Here is a 23,879-nt window from a genome sequence, read left to right on the forward strand (position 1 = left end):
CGGTGGCGGCTCGACTGCGGTGATGGGGCGAATCGAACAATCGCGGTGCCGCCGGGGTACGTCGCTCCGAGTGACGATCTCGAAGCGAGTGTGCCTCAGCGAACTGCTACTCGAACGTAAATGACGGGTCGATCGGGTTTTCCGTTAAGACGTTCAATCTGCGCAGTTACGGTCTTGTGTTGCAACCAGTCAAGGAACTCGGTACGCATCACCCGGTTGATGTACCCGAGCCGATTCCCCTCGTGCAGAACGGCAATTGCATCGGCATCAACTGGGTTGTCGCTCTCTTGTTCGAAGGTTACGTCGTCGCCCGGCTTGATGTCGCCGACATCCAGCCCGTACACGTGGCGAACGCCTGCCACTTCGACGAGCAAGTCGAACGGCGCTGCGTTTAACGGAAATGCAGGGACAAGCTCAAAACCATCGCTAGGTAATCGCGCCCGCGTGTACCCCAAGAGCGTAAAGTCGGAATAGGGGAATGGGCTTGGCAGCCTGTGAAGCGCGAGATAGTCGGCGAAGTCTTCGCGATTACGGGGGGGGAGTCGTCGGAGCAGTGCCTCGCGAACCCCTTGATTGTGCTCGACATCCGCTCCCTTGAAGGCAGGAAATCCCTGAAAGCCAGCTTCCACGGCCTTCTTGTAGTCGTCGAGTTCACGTAGGTAACGGAAGCCGAAAGTGTCTCCAGCACGCTTCACGACAAGACCGACCACCCTACGAGTGCGATTCGACGCATTCTCGTCGACGGGCTGCCACGTCAGATAAAGTCGGTCGGGTTCAACAATATGCTGCAAGGAGTTCATTCCAACAAAGCCTGAAGCAACTCGAATCGCCTAGAAAGCAAACGAACGATGAAGTCCAATCGGCCCTCAGTCAATGGTATAGGCATGGCCAGCATGACGAGGTCTGCGATCGACTCTCGAAGCATGGGCTTGGGAAAATCGAGTCGCCGCCGGGCAATTTCTCGTGTCTGCGGCCACTTGCCCAGTGCAAGGTCGAGTAGTCGTAGATGCTCGCGAACAGGAAGAGCGTCTCGAACGGTCCATCTTACATGGTGCATCCCTTTCGAGATATACCGGTCGATGTCCTCGTCTCGCCATCCGGCAACGCGGGAGATGAAACGCTCATGCCCGAGACTGGTGCCGTTGTCGAAGGCTGGTGCGAGACGGATACTGGTGGCGTTGAAGATCAACCCCCAGTTGTCCTGATGGCGGTCAGTGTTTCCGATCAGCGCATCGAACAAAAGCGTGTCGACCCACCACTGGCGCCAGTCTTCCGAGAAGCGGACGCCGAACCTCTTAGGGCTTCGCGCGAGCGCCGAGAGCAGCACCTCGTTGTCGCGCATATTGTGATCAGTTCCCCGGTCTCGGTCAAAATCGGGCTTGCGCTGCTGAAGGAAATCCCCAGCCAAGACAAACCCTTCTTGCGCCTCGTCGTAGAACCACTCGATTAGCGCTGCGGAAGTGCCCATTGCCGAGTTGTAAGCGGCAAAAGCAGGGGGGACTGGCACGCCAAGTAGGCAACCAATTCGATAGGCGATCACCTCTCCCCAGTACTGATCTGGGTACGATGATTTTGACCTCTTGAATAGGTACCGCCATCCTCCACGGAGGACAGGTTCCGAGGGTGTTTCAGGCGCCTTCACTGCGCTCTTTGCTCGTGCTCCCTGAGGGAATACCTCGAACTCGTCGCTTTCCCAACCCGCAACGTCGAACGGTTTCTGCTGCTTCTTTGCAGCTATCTTCATTACCTACGTACGCTCCGGTCGAGATTCAAGGCAAGCAAACGGCGCAGAATCTCGTCGTCAGCCGTTTCCGGCGTGTAGTCTGTCCATCCATATGCTGCCGCCACCGCAGCGTCGAGCGACTTATGCACGTTGTCGAGCCACGCCGGCCGGGCGTTGTACAGGTTCGTCAGGGTCCGCTTCTTCAAGTCGGCTTCGTGCCCGGGTTTCGGGATGATGCGATCGGGGAAGCCCTGCACGACCTCGGGCACGCGCTCGACCCACTCGGGCGGGTTCAGCCAGTTATCCCGAAGCTTGTTAAGACGGCGGGCTGCGGTGGCGATCGCCTCGGCCTCAGGTCCTGTTGGAGCGCCCCTGGCCGTGTCAGCGGGGGGCATGCCGACGGGAAAGGGGAAAGTCTCGAAGGTCGTGGTCGGCGTGTAGCGTGGATCGTTACCAACTCCAAGCCAAGTGCACATCCGAAGTGACCAGAGTTCGTGGAAACGTGAGTGGAGCACGCCAAACGTGACGTCGTCGTCGCGGGCAATGACGACGATCTGTCCGTCACAGACCAAAGGGGGCTTTAGCCAGACGAAGAGGCGATGCTTTGCAACCCGAGCGGTGGCTATGAAGCGACCTAAGCCGTGGGTCGCATGGCGAAGGTCTGGAGCCGGTCTTGCATGAAGCCACCATCGCTGGCGTTCGAGTTGGTTATTGACGGCGTTTCGGGCTGGCTTTACGTGTCCGACGATGTAAGCGAAGGGGGCCTCGTAGAGCGCTGCATCGTGCTCAGGCATTGAGATACCGAAATCGACGATCCACATGTCGCTGGGGCGGCGCGTGATGTCCAGACCGTTAGCCCATGGGAAGAGTACGTCCGCGTTGGGGAGTCCATTGGGGTTGCCGCCTGACTTCAGCCAGACCCTTGCTTGCTCTCCCGATACATCGAAGGAGCCTTTCTTCATTCCGCCGATGAAGCACGCTCCCTTGTTTTCGGGCAGACGCTTGGCCGCAGTGAGGTTCCCGTTGTGCTCGGCGGTGAGGTCAGCGTTGATCGATTCCACGCTATCTCCGTCCAACTTTGACCCTTCGCGGCGACCAAAACAGACAAGGGATACTCGCACTGCAGCTCCGTCGTTGACCCACGGCTCATCGCTCCACGCCTCGAAAATGCGAGTGCTCTCGACGATTCGGTCCAGAACCTTGCGGTTCGCGCCACCGCGGATCGAGTTCGTCGCCACAAGCCCAGTTGCTTCGCAGCGCTTGGCCGTGACCTGTCCCCGGGCCTTCTCGAACCAATAGAGCACGAGGTCGGCGCCACCCGGAACTCGGCCCTCGTAGCACTTGCGAATCATGGTGGTCATTTCCGCACCGAGCTCGCTGCGCATGCGCTTGTCGCCGAGAAACGGTGGGTTTCCCACGATCACATTGACCGCTGGCCATTCCGCCTCTGTTCCGTCCTTGTTCAGCAGTGCATCCCGGTTCTCGATGTGATCCAGACGCGCGAGGATGGGGTTTCGCCGGCAGTCGTAGCCGTGCTTGAGCATCCACTGAATTTCGCCGATCCAGACCGTCACCCGAGCAAGTTCGGCGGCGTAGGCGTTGATCTCGATCCCGAGCACGTTGTCGGGGCAAGTCTCGATCGTGAGCTGGCGGTGCAGGCCAAGTGCTTCTGCGTCTAGGTTCGCGCGGTGCTCGAGGTCCTTTAAGGCGCGTAGAGCGAGATATAGGAAGTTTCCAGAACCACAGGCGGGATCGAGGACGCGGAAGTTCTTCAGGTGCTCGAGGTAGCCCAGAAACAGCGCCTGCGCCTCCTGACCGGCCTTCTGGGAGCCCTTTCCGCCGGCATGGTACTTCTCTATCAGTGGGGCGATCTTCGCCTTAATGGCGGCCCAATCGTGCTCCAAGGGCTCGACAACGACAGGGCGGACCAGCTTCATGATGGTGCCCGGGTCGGTGTAGTTCGCCCCGAGCGGCGCGCGCACCTGGGGATCGAGGCCGCGCTCAAAAAGGGTGCCGAGAATGGAGGGCTCGATCGAGCCCCAGTCCATCCGGCTCGCGACTAGCAGCGCGTCGATCTCGTCCGCATCCAGTTCGATGACCTCCACGTGTTGGAATAGCCCGCCATTGAAGTAGGCGATGTCCTCAAGAAGGTAGTCGCCACCGGTGTGCATGGTCTCGAACATCTCCGCCATCGCTGCTGCGAGCTTGGCCGGGTCACCTTGGCGCTTCGTGATGACGCGCTCGAACAACTTCTTCGGCAGCAGGCCGATGTCCTCTGCGAACATGCAGAACAAGCATTGGATGAGGAAGTGCGCGATCTTTGCTGGGGCGTGCCCACGCTCGCTCATGGACTTTGCGATGTCTGCAAAGCGGCCAGCGGCACCCGCGGTAATGTCGAGTACCGTGCGGCCGGGCCGGAACTTTTCGGGGTCGGTGAATAGCCACCGCAGGCGCTGCTGGTTCTCCGGCGTGCCAATGTCCCCTAAGTGGATCGTGTAGGTTTCGCTCGGTGTGCCGGTGAAGTGGGTGTGAATCTGCGTGATTTCGCGGTTGCTCACCACAAGCAGCGGTGGATTGTCCAGCGCGAGCGCGTAGATCATCAACTGCTTGAGCGCGCCGGAGAGGTCACCGCCGGGGCCTTTGTTCTCCCAACCGAAGTGGCCGCGCTTCCAGACGTCGGCCCAGCCATGGCCGGCACCGGTCCGGGTGGCGCCCCGCTCGAAGCAGTAGCTGTCGGGGTCGTTCGGCGGATCCACGCCGAGCATCATGCAGAGGTCGAGGAAGAACGCTTGCGAGCCTGCGCGCTCGGAGAGCGGGTTGTCCTTCCATTTGTTGATGAACTGGGCGGGTGTCATGGGTTGCGGGGTGGTGTGGCACCGGAATGGTTAATCTCGCGAGCATAGCAGGCTCGCATGACCGCTGTTTCGCCGGGGGTTTCAGGGGGGCAGGAGCGCTTGCGCCAGTCCCGTGGTACGACCGGGTGCTGATCGGCCCAGAGCTCGCGTCCGGCGCTGCGTGCAGCGACTCGCAGTCGGTAAAAGGTCTTGTCCGTGGCGTAGCGGTTGTACACCCACGCCATGCCGCGGCGCATCCGCGCGGCGTTCGCATCGACGCCGACGCAGCTCACGCGGCCGATGACGCGGCCGTAGCGCTCGACGTCGATTACGCGCACCTCGGTGCGCTTCTCGTGGCAGAGTTCACCGAGCGACTGCCGCGATCGGGTGCCGAAGGCTTGCCGCCTTTGTGGGGCGTCGATCTCCGCGAGCCGAACCTTCACTCGCTGGAAGTCGTCGTTCCGGACGGTGATCGTGTCGCCGTCGGTGGTGGCCACCACGAGGCCGAATACGAGCGCTGCTGTGGCTGCCCCTACTTGGGCTCGCCCGAGGCTGGCTTCGACTTCCTCTTCGCGTTCCCGAACTCGCGCAACTCGTTGACGATCGCCGTGGCCTTCGCATCGGTACCGAAGGCGATGTTCAGAAGTACTTGGACGGGGGCGGGGATTTCGCGGCCGGATTCGTAGCGGCTGCCGCCCGACTGCGTGGTCTGGAACGGCGACCAGAACTCGGACTGGTTCAGATTCAGCTTGCGGCGCAGTGAGCGGACCTCGTCGCCGGTGTAGCTCTTGAGCTTCATGGTAGGTCCTCGCTGTTCCGACCGCATATTTTATGCTGACCCGTCCAGCGCCTTCACCCGTCGGCATTGACAAGTTGTTGGAGGGGCTTCACTTCCGGCTCCTGTAGCGCCGCGCGACCATTGTAGTTCAGCCGGGGTTGTTCGCTCGGCGTAGGGTATCGATACCACCCCTGACTGGAGGCTGCCATGTGCGGTCGCTATGCCCTGTATGGCCCTCATTCGCGGTTGCGAGAACAGTTCGGCGTCGAGCCCGGCGATCTCGTCGACCGGTACAACATCGCGCCTTCGCAGCCGGCATTGGTCGTGCGCTGCGGCGCCGATGCTCATCGCGATCTTGTCGCTGCCCGTTGGGGGTCTGTTGCCGTCTTGGGTGAAGGATCCCGGTAAGCTCGCCCAGCCGATCAACGCGAAGGTCGAGACTGCAGACGCGAAGCCGATGTTCAGGCACGCATTCAAGCGCTCGCGCGTGCTTGTGCCTGCGTCTGGGTTCTATGAGTGGGTGCCCGTGGCCGGCTACAAGCAGCCATACTTCATCCGGCCGGCAGGCGGTGAGGCGCTGTTTGGCTTCGGTGGGCTACTTGAGCACTGGGACGGGCCCGAGGGGCTGTTGTGACGTTTGCGATTTTCACCACCGTTGCAAACGACTTAATGCGGTCGATCCACGATGGCATGCCGGTAATTGTCCAGCCTGAGGACTAAACCAGCTTGGCTGGATCCCGGCGTCTCGGATGCGCACCTCCTGTGAGAGTTGGCCGGCGAGTATCCGGCCGAGCGCATGGACGCCTATCCGGTCGGGCGCGCAGTCGGGAATCTCCGGGCGCAAGGACCGGGCCTCATCGAGCCGATCGAATCGGACAGTGTCTCACCGTTGAGCAGTGTGCGATTGCAGGGGCGAAGTAGGAAGGCGACCCAATCCTGACGTTCGAGGATGTCGGCAAGTAGTTCGGTGTCTCGAGGAAAGCCGAGCAGAAGCGCGCGAAGGGGCGCCGGGTTCGCAAGAATTGACGGTCGGTTGAGGTTAGGCGCTTGTGCTCATATTCATATAGACCGTCCAGTTGACAGCAAAGTTGACGAAATTGACGACGAAGCAAAGTTGTCGATGAGGAATAGTTGACCAAGCTGTCGATGAGGTAAGGCCGGCAGCCGAGGTGTGGCGCAAGAACGTTCGGGCGAAGGTTCTGCAGCGCCGCCGCGACGAAGGCAACCGCTCCGCAAACTCGCCCCGAGGCGCTGCAGCTCGACGTCAGGCGGGGTGTGGGTGGCGTGTTTGCTGGCTGGCATGCACAGTTTGATTTTGGCTACACCGTGGCTACACGAGCCCGGAAAGCAAAAAGGCCAATCCCGAAGAATTGGCCTAAGTGCATGATTTCGTTGGTGGTGATGGGCGGAATCGAACCGCCGACCTATGGGTTATGAATCCATCGCTCTAACCGTCTGAGCTACATCACCGCGCGAGCCTGCTAATATAGCGGTTTGCGAAACCGCGCGTCAATACGCAACGATGAAGAAACTTTACATCCGCACCTTCGGGTGCCAGATGAACGAATACGACTCCGACAAGATGGCGGACGTGCTCGGGGCGACCGAGGAACTGGTCAAGACCGACAACCCGGAAGAGGCGGACGTGATCCTCTTCAATACCTGCTCGGTGCGCGAGAAGGCGCAGGAGCGGGTGTTTCACGACCTCGGGCGGGTCAAGCATCTGAAGCAGGCCAATCCGAACCTGATCATCGGTGTCGGCGGCTGTGTCGCAAGCCAGGAAGGCGCTGCGATCGTCGCGCGTGCCCCCTACGTTGACGTCGTGTTCGGGCCGCAGACGCTGCACCGCCTGCCGCAGCTCATTGCCGAGCGTCGCTACAGCGGCCGTTCGCAGGTCGACATTTCGTTCCCCGAGATCGAGAAGTTCGACAACCTGCCGCCGGCGCGGGTGGAGGGGGCGAGCGCCTTCGTGTCGATCATGGAAGGCTGCTCGAAGTACTGCACCTTCTGCGTCGTGCCCTATACGCGCGGCGAGGAAGTGTCACGGCCGCTGGATGACATCCTGACCGAGGTCGCCGGGCTGGCTGATCAGGGCGTCAAGGAGATCACGCTGCTCGGGCAGAACGTCAATGCGTGGCGCGGCGAGATCACGCGCAATGGGGGCGAGCAGGGCGATTTCGCCTTCCTGCTCGAATGCGTTGCCGAGATGCCCGGCATCGAGCGCCTGCGTTACACGACATCGCATCCGCGCGAGATGACGCAGCGGGTGTTCGACGCCTACGCGAACATCCCGAAGCTCGTCAGCCATCTGCATCTGCCGGTGCAGTCGGGCTCGGACCGCATCCTCGCGGCGATGAAGCGCGGCTATTCGGTGCTCGAATTCAAGTCGGTCGTCAGGAAACTGCGCGCAGCGCGGCCGGATCTGTCGCTGTCGTCCGACTTCATCGTCGGCTTCCCGGGCGAGACCGAAGAGGATTTCGAGAAGACGATGAAGCTGATCGACGAACTCGGTTTCGACGCCTCGTTCAGCTTCGTCTACAGCGCGCGTCCCGGCACGCCGGCGGCAGACATGGAAGACCCGGTGCCGCAGGAAACCAAGCTGCGCTGGCTCGCGCGGCTGCAGAAGCGCATCGACGAACAGGCGCAGGCAATCAGCCGCAGCATGGTCGGGCGCGTCGAACGCGTGCTCGTCGAAGGGCTGTCGCGCAAGGACTCGACGGAACTGGCTGGGCGCACCGACAATAGCCGCGTCGTCAATTTCGTCGGCAATCCGCGCCTGATCGGCCAGTTTGTCGATGTCACCATCACCGCCGCGCTGCCGCACAGCCTGCGTGGCGAAATCCTGACGAGAGAGGTCTGAATGGGGCGGCCGACCGAAGTGGTGCTGGATCCGCTCGACAACGAGCGGCTGGCGAACCTGTGTGGTGCGCTCGACGAGAACCTGCGGCAGATTGAAACCGCATACGACGTGACGATCGCGCGCCGCGGCGAGCGCTTCACGCTGCAGGGGCATGCGGCGCAGGCGCAACTCGCGGCAAAGGCGCTGCGCGAGTTCTACGAACAGGCCGACGAGCATCTGACTGTCGATGACATCCAGCTTGGCCTGATCGAGCTCGCAAACCGTCGCCAGAACGACCAGCCGGCGCCGGCCTTGCTCACGCGCAAGACCGAACTGCATGGCCGCACGCCGCGCCAGATCGACTACCTGCGCAACATCCAGGCGCACGACATCACCTTCGGCATCGGCCCGGCGGGCACCGGCAAGACCTATCTCGCGGTCGCCAGCGCGGTCGATGCCTTCGAGCGCCAGCTCGTCGAACGCATCATCCTGACCCGTCCGGCGGTCGAGGCGGGCGAGCGCCTCGGCTTTTTGCCCGGCGATCTCGCGCAGAAGGTCGATCCCTATCTGCGCCCGCTCTACGACGCGCTCTACGACCTGATGGGCTTCGACCGTGTCGCCAAACTGTTCGAGCGCGGCAGCATCGAGATCGCGCCGCTCGCCTTCATGCGCGGGCGCACGCTGAACCACGCTTTCATCATCCTCGACGAGGCGCAGAACACGACGCCCGAGCAGATGAAGATGTTCCTGACGCGCATCGGGATCGGTGCGAAGGCCGTCGTCACCGGCGACCTGACGCAGATCGATCTGCCGCGCGGTCACCGCAGCGGCCTGCTGGAAGCGCGCGAAGTGCTGGCGGCGGTGCGCGGCATCGCCTTCACCGAGTTCCAGAAGGAGGACGTCGTGCGTCATCCGCTGGTGGCGCGCATCGTCGAGGCCTACGACAACCAGACTGCACGCGACGCGCAGGCTGCGCTCGCCGCCAAGAAGGGGTAAGCGCTTGGCTACTGAAGTGTCATCGCCGCACTTGAATCTCGCGGTGCAAAAGGCCATCGGCAGGGCGAACCGGGCGCAGTCGCCATCGGCACAGAGTATCCGGCGCTGGGCGCTGGGTGCCCTTCGCGGCGATGCCGACGTTACCGTGCGGCTGGTCGGCGCGCCCGAAGGGCGTACCCTCAACCGCGACTACCGTGGCAAGGACTACGCGACGAACGTGCTGACATTCGTCTATGGTGAAGGCGAGGTCCTGCCGCAGGGCGAGGCCGACGCGCCCTTGGCGGGTGACCTGGTGTTGTGCGTGCCTGTAGTCGTGCGCGAGGCTGCCGAACAGGGCAAGCCGCTTGAGGCACGTTTCGCCCACCTCGTGGTGCACGGCATGCTGCATCTGCAGGGTTACGATCACGAGGTCGCCGACGAAGCCGAGGAGATGGAAGCACTCGAAACGCAGATTCTCGCTACGCTCGGTTACCCCAATCCCTACGCCTGAACGCGTTGTTTCGACGCTATCGCACCCATGGATCCCGCTTCCGCCAGACCAACCCTGCTCGAACGACTGTCCGCCTTGCTGTCCCGTGAACCGGAGGACCGTGAAGAGCTGATGGCGCTGCTGCATTCGGCCTTCGAGCGCAACCTGCTCGATGCCGATGCGTTGTCGATCATCGAGGGGGCGCTGCAGATTTCCGACACGCAGGTCGGTGACGTGATGCTGCCGCGCGCGCAGATGGACGTGATCCGCCTGGACGAACCCATCGACAAGATTGCGGCCTACGTCATCGACACCGGCCATTCCCGTTTTCCGGTGGTCGGCGAAAGCAAGGACGACGTCGTTGGCATCTTCCTCGCGAAGGATCTGTTGCGCTATTTCGCGGGCCGCGAATTCGACCTGCGAATGGCGATGCGACCGGCGGTGTTCGTCCCCGAGTCGAAACGGTTGAACGTCCTGTTGCGCGAATTCCGCATCAGTCGCAATCACATGGCCATCGTCGTCGATGAATACGGTGGGGTGGCGGGCCTGGTCACGATCGAGGACGTCCTTGAGCAGATCGTCGGCGACATCGAGGATGAATACGACCAGATCGAAGCGAGCGACAACATCCAGCTCGAACCGGACGGACGCTATCGTGTCAAGGCGACCACCGAGATTGCCGAATTCAATGCCGCGTTTGGTACGGACTTCAGCAATGCCGACGTCGACACCGTGGGCGGGCTGCTGATCCGACAGCTCGGGCGTCTGCCGGGGCGTGGCGAAGCGCTTGTGCTCGGTGGTCTGAAGCTCCAGGTGTTACGCGCCGATAGTCGGCGCGTGTACACGCTGCTCGTAGAGTGCGCGTCGCTGCAGGCGGGCGCCTGATGCCTGTGGCATTGATCCTGAGTGCCGTTGCGGGCGCTGTGTCGGTTTTCGCGTTTGCGCCCTTCGACGTTTTTTTTCTGGGGCAGGTCAGTCTCGCATTGCTCACGCGGGTTCTGCGCGGGGTGCAGAGCCCGCGTGAGGCCTTCCGCACAGGATTCGTGTGGGGCCTCGCGGCTTTCCTCTGCGGCGTGTCCTGGCTTTATATCGCGCTCCACCGTTTTGGCGGTATGCCGATGCCGCTCGCCGGGCTGGCGATCGTGCTCTTCTGCGCCTATCTCGCGCTTTTTCCGGCGTTCGTCGCCGCATTCTTCGTGCGCTTTCGCCAGGGCAGTGCGATCCGGCAGGCGGGCCTGTTCGCCGGACTCTGGCTGGTCTTTGAAGTTTTGCGCGGCTGGCTGTTCACCGGTTTTCCGTGGTTGGCGATGGGGTATTCGCAGACCCCGCCGAGCCCGCTCGCCAGCTTCGCCCCCGTGCTTGGCGTCTATGGCGTAAGCGGCTTGCTGGCCTTCGTCGCAGCCGTTGTTGCCCTCACGCCGTGGCGCCAGGTGCGTCCCGCGGCCGCGGGTTGGATGGTAATCATTTCGCTCGGGGTCGGCGGCCACTATCTCGGGCGTGTTACGTGGACCGAGCCGGCTGGCAAGCCGATCGACGTGGCCCTGATCCAGACCAACATCGAGCAGGGCCTGAAATGGCGTCCTGAACGGCTCGCGGAATGGCTCGAGACGAATGTGCAGCTGGCGCGCGAACATTCCGCGGATCTCGTGGTGCTGCCCGAGACTACGCTGCCGCTGCTCGCGGATCGGTTGCCCGATGGTTATCTCGAAGCCTTGGCCGCCCCGGCACGGGCGGCGGGCGGCGATCTGGTGCTGGGGGTGTTCCTGCGTGATACGGGGGGGGCGATCTACAACGCCGCGCTCAGTCTCGGCACCTCGCCCAGCCAGACCTACGCCAAGCAGCACCTCGTCCCCTTCGGCGAGTATTCACCACCTTTTTTTGACTGGTTCTACCGTCTTGTCGACATTCCGATGTCCGATCAGACGCGTGGTGCGAAAAATCAGCCCCCGATGCGGCTGGGCGAGCAGCGCGTCGCGATCAACATCTGTTACGAGGATCTGTTCGGGAGCGAACTGATTCGCAGCCTGCCCGAAGCGACGCTGCTGCTCAATATCTCGAATCTGGCATGGTACGGCGACTCCTTCGCCCAGCCGCAACACCTCCAGATCGCACGCATGCGTGCGCTGGAAACCGGACGGCCGATGCTGCGTTCGACCAACACCGGCATGACCGCACTGGTGCAGCCGGACGGCAGCGTCGCCGGAGTGCTGCCCGCCTTCGAACAGGGCGCCCTGCGGATCGCGGTGCAGGGCTACGAGGGGCTCACGCCTTACGCGCGCTGGGGCGATGCCATGGCGCTGCTGCTTGGGCTGGCGACCATCCTGATCGGTCTGGCGCCGGCGATACGTGCCCGCGTATTGCGTTCCGCCTGAGGGTTTGGCAGCCCGTTACGTGCCTGCGTCGGTGTCCGGGCGGCAATGCGGAGCGGGCCGAACCCCTTGTCTGCGCGACGTGTATGCCAATTTCCGGCGCAAACTTCGACCCGCCCGCCGAATGCCAGTAAAATCCGCTCTTTGCGTTCGCCGCGCGGCCTGCGTGCCGCCGCCTCAAGCTGTCCGAGAGACCATGTCCCTGCACAAACCCACTTTCCAGCAAGTCATCCTGACGCTTCAGCAGTTCTGGGGCGATCGCGGCTGCGTGCTGCTGCAGCCCTACGACCTCGAGGTCGGCGCCGGCACCTCGCACACCGCGACCTTCCTGCGCGCGATCGGCCCCGAGCCGTGGAACGCCGCCTACGTGCAGCCCTCGCGCCGCCCCAAGGATGGCCGCTACGGCGAAAACCCGAACCGCCTGCAGCATTACTACCAGTACCAGGTCGTGCTCAAGCCCTCGCCGCTGAACATCCAGGAGCTGTATCTCGACTCCCTGCGTGCGCTGGGTATCGACACCAACGCGCATGACGTGCGCTTCGTCGAGGACGACTGGGAAAATCCGACGCTCGGCGCCTGGGGGCTAGGCTGGGAAGTGTGGCTCGACGGCATGGAAGTCACGCAGTTCACCTACTTCCAGCAGGTCGGTGGCCTCGACTGCAAGCCGGTGCTGGGCGAGATCACCTATGGTCTGGAGCGCCTGGCGATGTACCTGCAGGGCGTCGAGAACGTCTATGACCTGATCTGGGCGGTGTATCCGGACGGCTCGAAGGTCACCTACGGCGACGTCTTCCACCAGAACGAAGTCGAGCAATCGAAGTACAACTTCGAGCACGCGAACGTCGACTTCTTCTTCTCGCTGTTCGGCAACTACGAGTCCGAAGCCAAACGCCTGATGGAAGCCGGTCTCGCGCTGCCGGCCTATGAAATGGTGCTGAAGGCCGCGCACAGCTTCAACATGCTCGATGCGCGCGGTGCGATCTCGGTGACCGAGCGCGCCGCCTACATCGGCCGCATCCGCAACCTGTCGCGCGCCGTCGCGCAGGCCTACTACGAATCCCGCGAGAGTCTGGGCTTCCCGATGCTCAATCCGAATGCCGTTGCCAAGAACACCCCGGAGGCTGCGTGATGTCCGTCGCTTCCCTGCTCGTCGAACTATTGACCGAAGAACTCCCGCCGAAGGCCCTGCCGCGCCTCGGTGAAACCTTTGCCACGCGCATCTTCGAAGGACTCAAGGCGCGCGACCTGCTCGCAGAGGACAAGGGCTTCCGCTGGTACGCCGCGCCGCGCCGCCTTGCGATAACTGTCCCGGCTGTCCGCGCGGACGCGCCGGCACGCGAAGTCACCGAAAAGATCATGCCGGTGCAGGTCGCGCTCGACGCAGAAGGGCGCCCGACCGCGGCGTTGCTGAAGAAACTTGAAGCCAAGGGCATCGCCCCCGAAGCCGTAGCAAGCTTCGAACGGCGCATGGACGGCAAGGCCGAAGCCTTGTTCTACACCCGTAACGAAGCCGGTGCCGCGCTCGACGAGGTGCTCGCGTCCATCGTGCAGGATGCCGTCAAGGCGCTGCCGATTCCCAAGCTGATGCGCTGGGGCGCGGGCGAGGCGCAATTCGTGCGCCCGGTGCATAAGCTCGCGATGCTCCACGGCCCACGCGTCGTGCCGGGGCGCGTGCTCGACCTCGAGGCTGGCCGCCTGACGATGGGGCATCGCTTCATGAGCCGTGGCGCGATCGAACTCGCGACCGCCGAAGCCTACGAGCCGACCTTGCTCGCCGAAGGCAAGGTGATCCCCGACTTCGCCGAGCGTCGCGCCGACATCGAGCGCCAGCTCGTCGCGACTGCCGCCGCGCAGAACGCGAGCCTTGGCGAATACGCCGACCTGCTCGACGAAGTCTGCGCACTGGTCGAGCATCCGACCGTCTACGTCGGCGAATTCGAGGCCGAATTCCTCGCCGTGCCGCAGGAGTGCCTGATCCTGACGATGCGCGCGAACCAGAAGTATTTCCCCTTGTTCGACGCCGCCGGCAAGCTGCTGAACCGCTTCCTGATCGTCTCGAACATGAACCTGGCCGACCCGTCGAACATCGTCACCGGCAACCAGCGTGTCGTGCGCCCGCGCCTGTCGGACGCGCGTTTCTTCTTCGAACAGGACCGCAAGCATACGCTGGAGAGCCGTTTGCCGCGTCTCGCGCCGGTGGTCTACCACAACAAGCTCGGCAGCCAGCTCGAACGCGTCGAACGCCTCGAACGCCTGGCCGGCTGCATCGCCGGCCGCCTGCATGTTGATGCAGCCGCGGCCGCGCGCGCCGCGCGCCTCGCGAAGGCCGACCTCGTCAGCGACATGGTCGGCGAGTTCCCCGAACTGCAGGGCATCATGGGGCGCTACTACGCGCTCAACGATGGCGAAGGCGCGGTGGTCGCCGACGCGATCCAGTCGCATTACCAGCCGCGCTTCGCCGGCGACGCCCTGCCGGTGGGCAACGCCGCCTGCGCCGTGGCGCTCGCCGACAAGCTCGATGCGATGGTGGGCTTCTTCGGCATCGGCCAGTTGCCGACCGGTGACAAGGATCCCTTCGGCCTGCGCCGCGCCGCGCTCGGTGTGCTGCGCATCCTGATGGAAGCGCCGCTGCCGCTCGATCTCGCCGAACTAATCGGCGACGCCGCGGCCGGCTTCAAGCCGGGCCTGTTGACCGCGAAGGGATTCGAGGCGCAACTGCTCGATTTCATGTTCGAACGCCTGCGCAACCTGCTGCGCGACGCCGGTCACGCCGTCGACGTCGTCGATGCAGTGCTCGCGCTGCGCCCCACGCGCATGGACCTCGTCTCGCCCAAGCTCGACGCCGTGCGGGTGTTCCGTGCGTTGCCGGAAGCCGAGGCGCTCGCCGCGGCGAACAAGCGCATCGTCAACATCCTCAAGAAGGTCGAAGGCGAGCTGCCCGAGCCCGACATCGCACTGCTGCAGGAAGAGGCCGAAAAGGCGCTGTTCCACCGGGTTGTCGAGGTCGCGCCGCTGGTCCGCTCGCACGTCGCGAACGAGGATTACACCGATGCGCTGTGCGTGCTTGCCGGTCTGCGCGCGGCAGTCGACAGCTTCTTCGACGGCGTAATGGTGATGGCAGAAGAGCCGCTCACCCGTCAGAATCGTCTCGCGCTGCTGCGTCAGCTCGCCGGCCTGATGAATCAGGTCGCGGATCTGTCGCGGCTCTCTGCCTGACCCGGACCCAGCACGGAGCGCACGCCATGCCGATGAAGCTGATCATTCTCGACCGCGACGGGGTCATCAATTACGACTCCGAGCAGTTCATCAAGTCGCCCGACGAGTGGAAGCCGATTCCGGGTTCGCTCGAAGCGATCGCCCGCCTCAACCAGTGGGGCTGGCGCGTGGTGGTCGCATCGAACCAGTCCGGCGTTGGCCGCGGCCTGTTCGGCATGGATACGCTCAACGCGATCAACGAGAAGATGGTGAAGAGCCTCACCCAGGTCGGCGGCCGGCTCGACGCGATCTTCTTCTGCCCGCACGCGGCCGACTCCACCTGTAATTGCCGCAAGCCCAAGCCCGGAATGTTCCTGCAGATTGCCGAACGCTTCAATGCGTCGCTGGAGCGCGTGCCGGTGGTCGGCGACAGCCTGCGCGACCTGCAGGCCGGCGTCGCGGTCGGCTGCAAGCCTTACCTCGTGCTCACCGGCAAGGGGCAGAAAACCCGCGATGATCCGGCATTGCCCGAAGGCACGCTCATTTACCCCGATCTGGCGGCTGTCGTTGCCGATCTCACTGCCTGAAGATAAACGTGATCGTCCTGCGTTCCCTGCTGTTTGCCATCGTTCTCGCAATCGTCACCCCGCCGTATGCCATCTTCGGCGTTCTCACCTTCCCGTTCCCGCCGCGTGTGCGCCATCGCATCATCACCTCGTGGGCGCCGCTGGTGATGTGGTTTGTGTGGCATCTGCTGGGTATCCGCTACAAGGTGATCGGTAGCGAGAACATTCCCAGGGTGCCGTCGGTGATCTTTTCCAAGCATCAGTCGGCCTGGGAAACGATGGCTCTGCAGGTCATCTTCCCGCCGCTGTGTTTCGTGCTCAAGCGCGAATTGCTCAGAGTGCCGTTCTTCGGCTGGGGGCTCGCGCAAATTCCAGGTATTGCCATCGACCGCGCCGCAGGCAAGGATGCCTTGGCACAGGTTGTCGATCAGGGGTGTGCGCGCCTGCGCGAAGGCTTCTGGGTGGTGGTGTTTCCCGAAGGAACCCGCACGGCGCCGGGTACCGCGCGTCGCTACAAGCCCGGCGGTGCAGCGCTGGCGCGCAAGGCAAAGGTGCCGGTCGTGCCGGTGGCGCATAACGCCGGGGAATTCTGGCGGCGCAATGCCTTTCTGAAGTACCCCGGCGAGATCACCGTCAGCATCGGACCCGTGATTGATCCGGCGGGGATGAAAACGAGCGAAGTGAATTCCCTCGCCGAAGACTGGATCGAGGCTGAAATGCGTCGCCTGTTTCCACATCATTACGCAGGAAAGGCTGGCACGGACGCGGTGGCGGACGATAAGGACGACTGATCGAATCGCCTCCGACGCGCAGTTCGGACCACCCGCTCAAATGCCCGCCTTGTGCGATCGAAGGCCGCGCTGGAACCGCGAAATCGGAGAGGACGGAAATGTTGAATCGCAGGGTTAACAAGTTGTCCCGACGATCGGAGAGGGCCGACGAGGTCCGCGTTGGCGGGTTCCGCCTGATGCGCTACTTCACGCTGACGAGCCTCGTCGCGTTCGCAGTCGTCGCGCTTACCCTGTTTTTCCTGCAACGCTCGGAGGAATCGTTCTTCGCCCAAGTCCAGGGCGAGCAGAATGCATTTTTCGCTCGCGTGCAGGCGGAGCTCGCGCAAAGGCAGGAGCAGACTGCGCGCAGCAATTTGCTGACAGTGCACGAGGCTGCGCACGTCAACCTCACGCGTCTGCTGGCGAATGTGCTGTGGGACTCCGACTTCGCACCCTTCGTTGCACGGGTGCAGGCGATGCCGATTGACGCCTGTCGCGGGCTTCCCCCGCCCAGCGAGCCCGCCGGCGGGACGCGCAGCGACCCCCGCCGCGCGTGTTTTGCCGAGCTCGGGCGCGAGATCGCTGCATTACCCGGATTTGCCGAACTCGATGCCAAGGCCTATGCGACGATGCGCGCGAGCAGCGTATTCAAGATCAAGGTCTTCGATCTGCGCGGGATTACCGTCTATTCGTCGGAACACAATCAGATCGGCGAAGACAAGGCTGACAACCTCGGCTGGAAGGTTGCCGTCGGCGGACAGCCCGCAAGTGAATTGACACACCGCGACCGTTTCAGTGCGTTCGAGGGCGAGGTCGAGAACCGTGATCTGATTTCGAGCTACATCCCGGTGCGGGCGCCCGGCAGCGACAAGGTGATCGGTGTTTTCGAGATCTATTCCGACGTCACCGCATTTCTCGGTCAGATCAAGGACGTGTCGGGCGAAGTCGCCAGTGTGGCCGCCTCCAATCAGGACATCGTCGAACGCACCGCCGCGGACAACCAGGAGAAAGTCAGCGTCGCTTCTGACCGGTTTCTCCTGATCGTTGGCGGTCTGCTCGTGTTGCTCTACTTGGCTTTGCTGCTGCTGGTGCGCAATGGACAGCGCATCATCGATGCGCAGGCGCGTGCGCAGGAGCGGGCGACTCGGCGCGAGGAGCGCTGGCACCGCGAAAAAATGGCCGCGCTTGCAACGATGGCGGCGAACGTGTCGCACGAAGTCGGCAACCCGCTGGCGACGATCTCGATGCTGGCGCAGCAGATCTTGCAGCAGAAGACAAAAAACGATTGCGACGTCTGTCAGCCGAAGCTGATTCTTGAGCAGACCCAGCGTATCGCAAGCATGACGCGCCAAATCACCGAGTTCGCTTCGGCGAGGCGTGAGAGCAGCGAACGGGTCGATCTCAACCAGATGGTGAAGGCCGTCCTGGATTTCCTCAGTTTCGATCGTGGCTTCAGCTCGATGCAGGTCGATTTTCGCCCCGACGGCGACTTGCCCGCGCTCACGGTCATTCCCGACCACCTGAACGAAGTGCTGATGAACTTATTGCAGGGCTGTGCAGAATGCCCTGGGGGCCCGAATGGGCGCCGGGGGCGACTCGTCGTTGAGACATTGGGCCGCGGTGACGCTGTGGTGATCCGCATCAGTTGCGAATGTGCCGAACCGGACGGTCCATGCGCGGCTCACACTCCTTTCAAGGATACGCGCTTCGATGTCGTGAGCCGACGCGTCGCAGGCATGGGCGGGCAGCTCGTGCCAACGGCGACGGCCGTCGAAGTTACGCTACCCACGACGCCGTCCGCCGTTGCGCCAGACTGATTTGCGCGCATGGCGGGTTTGTGCCAAGTCGTGGGGCGCCGGATTGCCGTTGACGGAGTCGTGCAGCTTAAAATTACTGCTTTAGTAATACGCGACGCGGCGAACGCCGAAACTCAACTCCGGGTGTTCGCCGATCATTGATCATAGGAATCCAAATGTCGTCCGCCCTGGGCACCGAAGAAGCACGTAACTACATGCACCGGCTGCTGAAAGCCATGCACCAGATGGGCGGGTCCGACCTGTTCATTTCGGCCGATTTCCCGCCCAGCATGAAGTCGCACGGCGGAATGAAGCCGCTGAGCCAGCAGCGGCTCACGCCCGAGATCACCCGCTCCCTCGCGCTGAGCCTGATGAACGAGCGCCAGCAAAGTGAATTTGCCGCCGAACTGGAATGCAATTTCGCGATCTCGCTTCCCGACGTGTGCCGCTTCCGCGTCAATGTCTTTGTCCAGCAGCAATGCGTCGGCATGGTCATCCGGACCATCGCTTCCGAGATCCCCAGTCTCGAAAAGCTCGGACTGCCGGAAGTGCTCAAGGAAATCGTCATGACCAAGCGCGGCCTGGTGCTGGTCGTGGGCGGTACTGGTTCGGGCAAGTCGACCACCCTGGCGGCGATGATCGATCACCGCAACAGCAATTCGGCCGGCCATATCATCACGGTCGAGGATCCCGTCGAATATGTTCACAAGAACAAGAACTGCCTGATCACTCATCGCGAAGTGGGAGTCGATACCCATTCCTGGGAACATGCCCTGAAGAACACGCTGCGTCAGGCGCCGGACGTGATCCTGATCGGCGAGATCCGAGACCGCGAAACCATGGAGCACGCCATCGCGTTTGCCGAAACCGGTCACCTGTGTCTCGGCACGCTGCACGCGAACAACGCCAACCAGACCATCGACCGGATCGTGAACTTCTTCCCCGAGGAACGGCGCAATCAGCTTTTGATGGACCTGTCGTCCAATCTGCGGGCGATCGTGTCGCAACGGCTGATCCGCACCGAAGACGGCAACGGCCGCAAGGCGGCGATCGAGATCCTGCTCAACACGCCGACCATCGCGGAGATGATCTTCAAGGGGCAGTTCCAGTCGATCAAGGAGATTATGGCCAAGTCGCGTGAGCTGGGCATGTGTACCTTCGATCAGGCCTTGTTTGCCCTCTACGATGCGCACTACATCAGCTACGAGGAAGCGATCCGCAATGCCGACTCGGCCAATGAGCTGCGCTTGCAGATCAAGCTCAAGGCCGAGCGTGGCCAGCCCAATCTGGCCGCCGCCGGGGAGTTCAGCCTTTCGATCGCAGAGGATGAGCCGGAAGAAGAGGAAGGGGCCGACAAGCCGGGGACGCAACTCAAAGCAGAGGCCTGACGCGCCCCTGCGGGCGGTGCGCAGGCGGTCAGCGGAAAAAACCTGGCGCGAAATAAAAAAACGCCCTGCAGTTCACACTGCGGGGCGTTTTTCTTGCTGGCAGCGCACGGCCCTTGCGGGCCGGCGAGTCAGATCAATCAGGCAGCCTTCTTGCCGCCCTTGGTGGAGGCGCTGACGGCCTTCACGGTGGCGTTGGTCGCGGCGGCCACATTGGCTTCGGCGATTTCGGCAACTTGCTTGGCAGCCTTGCTGACGCTGTCGTAGGCGCTGTTGGCAGCGGCGATGGCGGACTTGACGGCAGCCACGGCCACGTCGGAGCCAGCCGGAGCGGACTTGGCAGCCTTGTCCAGCGCGGTGGCCAGGGTCTTGTTCAGTTCAGCGATCTGCGCTTCCAGAAGCTTGGAAACTTCTTCCTGGCTCTGCGAGGCGATTTCGTAGACGCTGCGGTTGTACGCAACGGCCTTCTCGACCAGCGGCTGGGCCAGGGAGGTTTGCAGGCTCACCAGCTCCTGAACGTCCTTCGCGCCGAGCAGGGCCTTGGAGCTGGCCATGCTGTCTTCGAGGATCGAGCGGGCGGTGTTCAGGTTCAGGGCGGCCAGACGCTCGGCGCTGGCGAAGGCGTTGTTCGCCAGGGTCAGCAGGGTTTCAACGTTGGTCTTGCTGGCGGCGGCGAACTGCTCGGGGGTAGCAAACATTTTTTCATCTCCAGATGAGGGTTACGGCAAGGGGCGATTTGCTTCGCAACTGCGCAGTTCGCATGGTGCGTCGCAACATGTGTTCGATTATAGGGGTGTTTGCCGACTTGTCAAGGGGTCTATTGTGCAGTGCACAATGCGTCTGGCGGAAAGTCGCAGAAAACCCCGTGAAGCCGTTAGTAATCTGTTTTTATTGTGTTTCAGCTTGAAACAAAATGCTTCCGGGAAGGGTGTGCGTATGTGCCGTTGGCATTGTTAAGGCTACGCAGCATGGCGCACGAAGATTACACGAAAATTACATTCGGGTGGCGCGCCGCCGCAGAATTTGCGGCGGCGCGGCAGCAGCCTTACCGGTGTTTGAAGTCCGGCTTGCGCTTTTCGACGAAGGCGGCCATGCCTTCCTTCTGGTCTTCCAGTCCGAAGGCGGCGTGAAACACGCGGCGCTCGAACAGCAGGCCTTCATTGAGGCTGCCCTCAAATGCGCGATTGACGGATTCCTTGATCATCATCACGACTGGCAGCGAAAAGCTGGCGATCTCCGTCGCAATCGCGAGCGCGTCGTCGAGCAGTCGCTCGGTCGGCACCACACGTGCCACCAGGCCCGCGCGTTCAGCCTCGGCGGCGTCCATCATCCGCGCAGTAAGGCACATGTCCATCGCCTTGGCTTTGCCGATGGCTCGCGGCAGGCGCTGCGTTCCGCCGGAGCCGGGCAGGATGCCGAGCTTGATTTCCGGCTGGCCGAACTTCGCGTTCTCGGCAGCGATGATCATGTCGCACATCATTGCCAGCTCGCAGCCGCCGCCGAGTGCGAAGCCGGCGACCGCAGCGATGACCGGCTTGCGGCAGGTCTTGACGCGTTCCCAGTTGCGCGTGATGTAATCGCCCTTGTACGCGTCCATATGCGAAAAGCTCGCCATCGCGCCAATGTCGGCGCCGGCGGCAAAGGCCTTTTCGCTGCCGGTGATGACAATCGCACCGATTCCTTCGTCGGCCTCGAAGCTGTCGAGCGCCTCCCACATTTCGTCGATCAGCTGGTCGTTGAGGGCGTTGAGCGCTTTCGGGCGGTTGAGGGTGATCAGGCCGACCCGTCCGCGGGTTTCGGCGACGATGTTCGTGTAGTCCATGCAGTCTCCTCCGTTACAAAGTGAAGCAATTACCGGGTGCTTTCATTGGTCGAATTCTTCGGCTGGATAACAGCGCGGACGCGGCCGTCACCCGTCGCCTTCGTCGGGCTGCTGCCGGGCTGATTGGTGACGAGATAGTTTTCGCTCAGCGCGTCGTATTCGATGTAATGCCCGCGCACTTCGTCGGCACCCGATTTCACGTGGGCCTGGTTGAACAGGCGTGCGCGCTCGGCGCGACTGTCGTATTCGATGCGTTCCGCCTCGCCTTCGACGAATTCACTGCTGGCTTCGCGCTTCTGGCGAAAGGTCGCGAGCCGCTTATCCGTGCCGGTGGCAACGCCCGACTGGAAACCGTCGGCCCCCTGGGTGACGACCAGTTTGGCGCCCTTGATGACGAGCGTGCCCTGGGTCAGGACGACATCGCCTTCGAATACATGAACCTTGTTGCGATCATCCACGGTAACGCGGTTGGCTTCGATATTGACCGGCTGGTTGCGGTCCGCTCGCTCGGCATGAGCCGGCAGCACCGGCAAGCCCAGGGTAAGTGCAAGAAGGGTGGTCAGGGAAAGGCGCTTCATGGTGATGTCCGGGTTGTGCGCGGAATGTTTACGCGCGCGTTGCCGATGAGTTCGAGGGTGCCGAAGATGTTGTCCGATTTGAGTCCGTTGGCGTGCGCGGTGGTCGCTCCCTGGGTGAGTACGACCGGATCTCCGGTTTCCGCGCGTTCATCGTCCGGCCAGACCTTCAGCGACTGCGAGGCGAAGGTCATTTCCGGGCTGCCCGGCGCTGCGGCGCGCAGCACGCTCACGTCGCCGGCCAGGCGCACCTCCTCGCCTTCATTGAGGACTTCCCCGGTTCTGGCGCTGACCCGCAGTTCGCGCCCTTCCGCGTCGTAGCGCAGCCGCGGTTTGTCGAGCTCGGTGATGCTGGACAGCGGGTAATGGGTGATCTTGTCGGCGAGCAGTTCGTAATGCTGGCGGCCGTTGCGATCGAAACTGATGAGACGCGTCTGCTCGGCAGTGAAGTCGGGTTCGCGGCGCAACTGCGACGCAGACTGCGTGTCATCGCCGCGCGTGACGCGCTCCAGCCATACGGTGGCGCCTGCCAGTACGAGCAGGGCGATCACCGGGTAAAGTTGTTGAATCGAGGGGCGCATGCTACGCGGCGTCTACGCGGTTGGGGGCGTCGCCGCGGGGGGTGACGGCGGGCATCAGATGACCTTCGCAAGCATCAGGTCGTGAGTCGTCAGGGCGCCGGCGAGTGCGCCCTGCGCGTCTACCACCAGCAGCTGGCTGATGCGCTGGCGCTCCATGATTTCCGCCGCTTCGACGGCGAGTGCGTCGGGGCCGATGCTGCGCGGATTGCGCGTCATGACGTCGGACAGCGTTGCGGTGCGTGCGTCGCAACCGCGCTCCAGCGCGCGCCGCAGGTCACCGTCGGTGAAAATGCCCATCGGTTTGCCGTCGGGGGCGACGACAGCCGTCATGCCCATGCCGCCGCGCGACATTTCCAGGAGTGCGGTCGTCAGTGACTCCGTCTCGGCAATCTGCGGGACGCGCTCGGCCGGTCGCATGACGTCGCTGACATGGGTGAGCAGGCGCCGTCCGAGGCTACCGCCCGGGTGTGAGCGGGCAAAGTCGTCGGCGCCAAATCCGCGTGCGTCGAGCAATGCAACGGCAAGCGCATCGCCCAGCGCCAAAGCAGCGGTGGTGCTCGCGGTGGGGGCGAGGTTGAGCGGGCAGGCTTCCTCGCTGACGGCGGCGTCCAGGTGCACGTCGGCTTCGCGCGCCAGCGGCGACTCCGGGTTGCCGGTTATCGAGATCAGTTTTGCGCCCTGGCGTTTGACCAGTGGCACTATGGTAAGCACTTCTTCGGTGGCGCCCGAATTGGAAAGCGCGATCACCACGTCTTCGGGTGTGATCATGCCGAGGTCGCCATGCGCAGCTTCGCCTGCATGCACGAAGTAGGCCGGTGTGCCGGTACTGGCGAGGGTGGCGGCGATCTTGCGGCCGATGTGGCCGGACTTGCCGATGCCGGTGACGATCACGCGGCCGTGGCGCTGCAGGATGAGGTCCACCGCCTGTTCGAATTCGCCGCCGATGCGATCCGCAAGCGCGGCAACGGCTTCGGCTTCGATGCGAAGTACGCGACGTGCCATGGCGACTGCGCCGGCATCACGGGCGGATTGAGGCTGGGGTGGGTTCATGGCGTTCGAAGCGGTTAAACTCTTTCAAATAGGGTTGCGCGTCATACGCCGTGAATAAGCCGATGACGGTGCCGCGCACCAAGGCGGACGAGTATATCAGACGGGTGTGTGCCCCCGTTCCGCCTGCATCC

22 protein-coding genes, 1 tRNA gene and 1 pseudogene are annotated in these 23,879 nt (G+C 63.0%); 13 read left to right on the plus strand and 11 right to left on the minus strand.

All coding sequences use genetic code 11. The annotated features are described in order from the left end of the window. Positions 1-95 precede the first annotated feature (95 nt). From GPA25_RS02980 to GPA25_RS03000, 5 genes are read right to left on the minus strand one after another with little or no spacing between them, the layout of a single operon-like run. Positions 96-800: an HIRAN domain-containing protein gene (locus GPA25_RS02980; protein ID WP_169258861.1), complete on the minus strand. Its 705-nt coding sequence runs from the start codon at positions 798-800 to the stop codon at positions 96-98. After that, positions 797-1,744, minus strand: a complete 948-nt coding sequence (locus GPA25_RS02985; RefSeq protein WP_169258862.1) for a HipA domain-containing protein — start codon at positions 1,742-1,744, stop codon at positions 797-799. The genes GPA25_RS02980 and GPA25_RS02985 overlap by 4 nt, the downstream gene beginning before the upstream one ends. After that, positions 1,744-4,578: a class I SAM-dependent DNA methyltransferase gene (locus GPA25_RS02990; protein ID WP_169258863.1), complete on the minus strand. Its 2,835-nt coding sequence runs from the start codon at positions 4,576-4,578 to the stop codon at positions 1,744-1,746. Before GPA25_RS02990 ends, GPA25_RS02985 begins: the two co-directional genes overlap by 1 nt. After that, positions 4,575-5,054, minus strand: coding sequence for a thermonuclease family protein (locus tag GPA25_RS02995; protein ID WP_211162915.1), 480 nt, complete (start codon positions 5,052-5,054; stop codon positions 4,575-4,577). The genes GPA25_RS02990 and GPA25_RS02995 overlap by 4 nt, the downstream gene beginning before the upstream one ends. A 35-nt stretch (positions 5,055-5,089) precedes the next feature. Beyond that, positions 5,090-5,356: a helix-turn-helix domain-containing protein gene (locus tag GPA25_RS03000; RefSeq protein WP_169258865.1), complete on the minus strand. Its 267-nt coding sequence runs from the start codon at positions 5,354-5,356 to the stop codon at positions 5,090-5,092. A gap of 186 nt (positions 5,357-5,542) precedes the next feature. On the opposite strand from GPA25_RS03000, the gene GPA25_RS24290 reads away from it, so the two are divergent. Together GPA25_RS24290 and GPA25_RS24295 are read left to right on the plus strand one after the other, a co-directional pair. Then, positions 5,543-5,743, plus strand: a complete 201-nt coding sequence (locus GPA25_RS24290) for an SOS response-associated peptidase family protein (RefSeq protein ID WP_343034812.1) — start codon at positions 5,543-5,545, stop codon at positions 5,741-5,743. After that, a pseudogene (locus tag GPA25_RS24295) lies at positions 5,676-6,055 on the plus strand (SOS response-associated peptidase). The gene GPA25_RS24290 and the pseudogene GPA25_RS24295 overlap by 68 nt, the downstream one beginning before the upstream one ends. Positions 6,056-6,728: 673 nt before the next feature. Here GPA25_RS24295 and GPA25_RS03010 read toward each other — a convergent pair. Further along, a tRNA-Met gene (locus tag GPA25_RS03010) sits at positions 6,729-6,805 on the minus strand. A 52-nt stretch (positions 6,806-6,857) separates the two neighbouring features. Here GPA25_RS03010 and miaB point away from each other — a divergent pair. From miaB to GPA25_RS03065, 11 genes are all read left to right on the plus strand, one after another. Continuing rightward, a complete protein-coding gene (gene miaB / locus GPA25_RS03015; protein WP_169258866.1) occupies positions 6,858-8,195 on the plus strand; it encodes a tRNA (N6-isopentenyl adenosine(37)-C2)-methylthiotransferase MiaB in 1,338 nt (445 codons plus the stop codon). Beyond that, a complete protein-coding gene (locus GPA25_RS03020) occupies positions 8,196-9,170 on the plus strand; it encodes a PhoH family protein (RefSeq protein WP_169258867.1) in 975 nt (324 codons plus the stop codon). 4 nt (positions 9,171-9,174) lie between these two features. Continuing rightward, positions 9,175-9,660 carry an rRNA maturation RNase YbeY gene (gene ybeY / locus GPA25_RS03025; protein WP_169258868.1) on the plus strand — a complete coding sequence of 162 codons (486 nt, stop codon included), beginning with the start codon at positions 9,175-9,177 and terminating at the stop codon, positions 9,658-9,660. A 27-nt stretch (positions 9,661-9,687) separates the two neighbouring features. Next, complete coding sequence (locus GPA25_RS03030) at positions 9,688-10,524, plus strand: CorC family transporter (protein WP_169258869.1); 837 nt, start codon at positions 9,688-9,690, stop codon at positions 10,522-10,524. Further along, positions 10,524-12,011, plus strand: coding sequence for an apolipoprotein N-acyltransferase (gene lnt / locus GPA25_RS03035; RefSeq protein ID WP_169258870.1), 1,488 nt, complete (start codon positions 10,524-10,526; stop codon positions 12,009-12,011). The genes GPA25_RS03030 and lnt overlap by 1 nt, the downstream gene beginning before the upstream one ends. A 193-nt stretch (positions 12,012-12,204) precedes the next feature. Continuing rightward, on the plus strand, positions 12,205-13,137 hold the full coding sequence (gene glyQ, locus GPA25_RS03040) for a glycine--tRNA ligase subunit alpha (RefSeq protein WP_169258871.1): 933 nt from the start codon (positions 12,205-12,207) through the stop codon (positions 13,135-13,137). Continuing rightward, a complete protein-coding gene (gene glyS, locus GPA25_RS03045; protein ID WP_169258872.1) occupies positions 13,137-15,224 on the plus strand; it encodes a glycine--tRNA ligase subunit beta in 2,088 nt (695 codons plus the stop codon). The genes glyQ and glyS overlap by 1 nt, the downstream gene beginning before the upstream one ends. Positions 15,225-15,256: 32 nt before the next feature. Then, positions 15,257-15,790 (plus strand): D-glycero-beta-D-manno-heptose 1,7-bisphosphate 7-phosphatase, encoded by a 534-nt coding sequence (gmhB, locus tag GPA25_RS03050; RefSeq protein WP_169258922.1) that lies wholly within the window; start codon positions 15,257-15,259, stop codon positions 15,788-15,790. 8 nt (positions 15,791-15,798) lie between these two features. Next, the gene (locus GPA25_RS03055) at positions 15,799-16,560 is read left to right on the plus strand and encodes a 1-acyl-sn-glycerol-3-phosphate acyltransferase (RefSeq protein ID WP_169258873.1); all 762 of its coding nucleotides are present in this window, start codon (positions 15,799-15,801) and stop codon (positions 16,558-16,560) included. Between the two features lie 122 nt (positions 16,561-16,682). Next, on the plus strand, positions 16,683-18,356 hold the full coding sequence (locus tag GPA25_RS03060; RefSeq protein WP_246265260.1) for a sensor histidine kinase: 1,674 nt from the start codon (positions 16,683-16,685) through the stop codon (positions 18,354-18,356). 155 nt (positions 18,357-18,511) lie between these two features. Then, positions 18,512-19,723 carry a PilT/PilU family type 4a pilus ATPase gene (locus GPA25_RS03065; RefSeq protein WP_169258875.1) on the plus strand — a complete coding sequence of 404 codons (1,212 nt, stop codon included), beginning with the start codon at positions 18,512-18,514 and terminating at the stop codon, positions 19,721-19,723. 137 nt (positions 19,724-19,860) lie between these two features. Here the strand turns inward: GPA25_RS03065 and GPA25_RS03070 are convergent, their stop codons facing one another. The 5 genes from GPA25_RS03070 to GPA25_RS03090 all read right to left on the minus strand — a co-directional run bounded on the left by GPA25_RS03070 (position 19,861) and on the right by GPA25_RS03090 (position 23,748). After that, on the minus strand, positions 19,861-20,418 hold the full coding sequence (locus tag GPA25_RS03070) for a phasin family protein (RefSeq protein ID WP_169258876.1): 558 nt from the start codon (positions 20,416-20,418) through the stop codon (positions 19,861-19,863). A gap of 347 nt (positions 20,419-20,765) precedes the next feature. Then, positions 20,766-21,542, minus strand: coding sequence for an enoyl-CoA hydratase (locus GPA25_RS03075; RefSeq protein ID WP_169258877.1), 777 nt, complete (start codon positions 21,540-21,542; stop codon positions 20,766-20,768). Between the two features lie 29 nt (positions 21,543-21,571). Further along, positions 21,572-22,120 (minus strand): lipopolysaccharide transport periplasmic protein LptA, encoded by a 549-nt coding sequence (gene lptA, locus GPA25_RS03080; RefSeq protein ID WP_169258878.1) that lies wholly within the window; start codon positions 22,118-22,120, stop codon positions 21,572-21,574. Next, the gene (gene lptC, locus GPA25_RS03085; protein ID WP_169258879.1) at positions 22,117-22,698 is read right to left on the minus strand and encodes an LPS export ABC transporter periplasmic protein LptC; all 582 of its coding nucleotides are present in this window, start codon (positions 22,696-22,698) and stop codon (positions 22,117-22,119) included. The genes lptA and lptC overlap by 4 nt, the downstream gene beginning before the upstream one ends. Positions 22,699-22,752: 54 nt before the next feature. Next, the gene (locus tag GPA25_RS03090) at positions 22,753-23,748 is read right to left on the minus strand and encodes a KpsF/GutQ family sugar-phosphate isomerase (protein WP_169258880.1); all 996 of its coding nucleotides are present in this window, start codon (positions 23,746-23,748) and stop codon (positions 22,753-22,755) included. Between the last annotated feature and the right edge of the window lie 131 nt (positions 23,749-23,879).

The sequence above is a fragment of the Aromatoleum diolicum genome, assembly GCF_012910955.1.
Taxonomy (GTDB): domain Bacteria; phylum Pseudomonadota; class Gammaproteobacteria; order Burkholderiales; family Rhodocyclaceae; genus Aromatoleum; species Aromatoleum diolicum.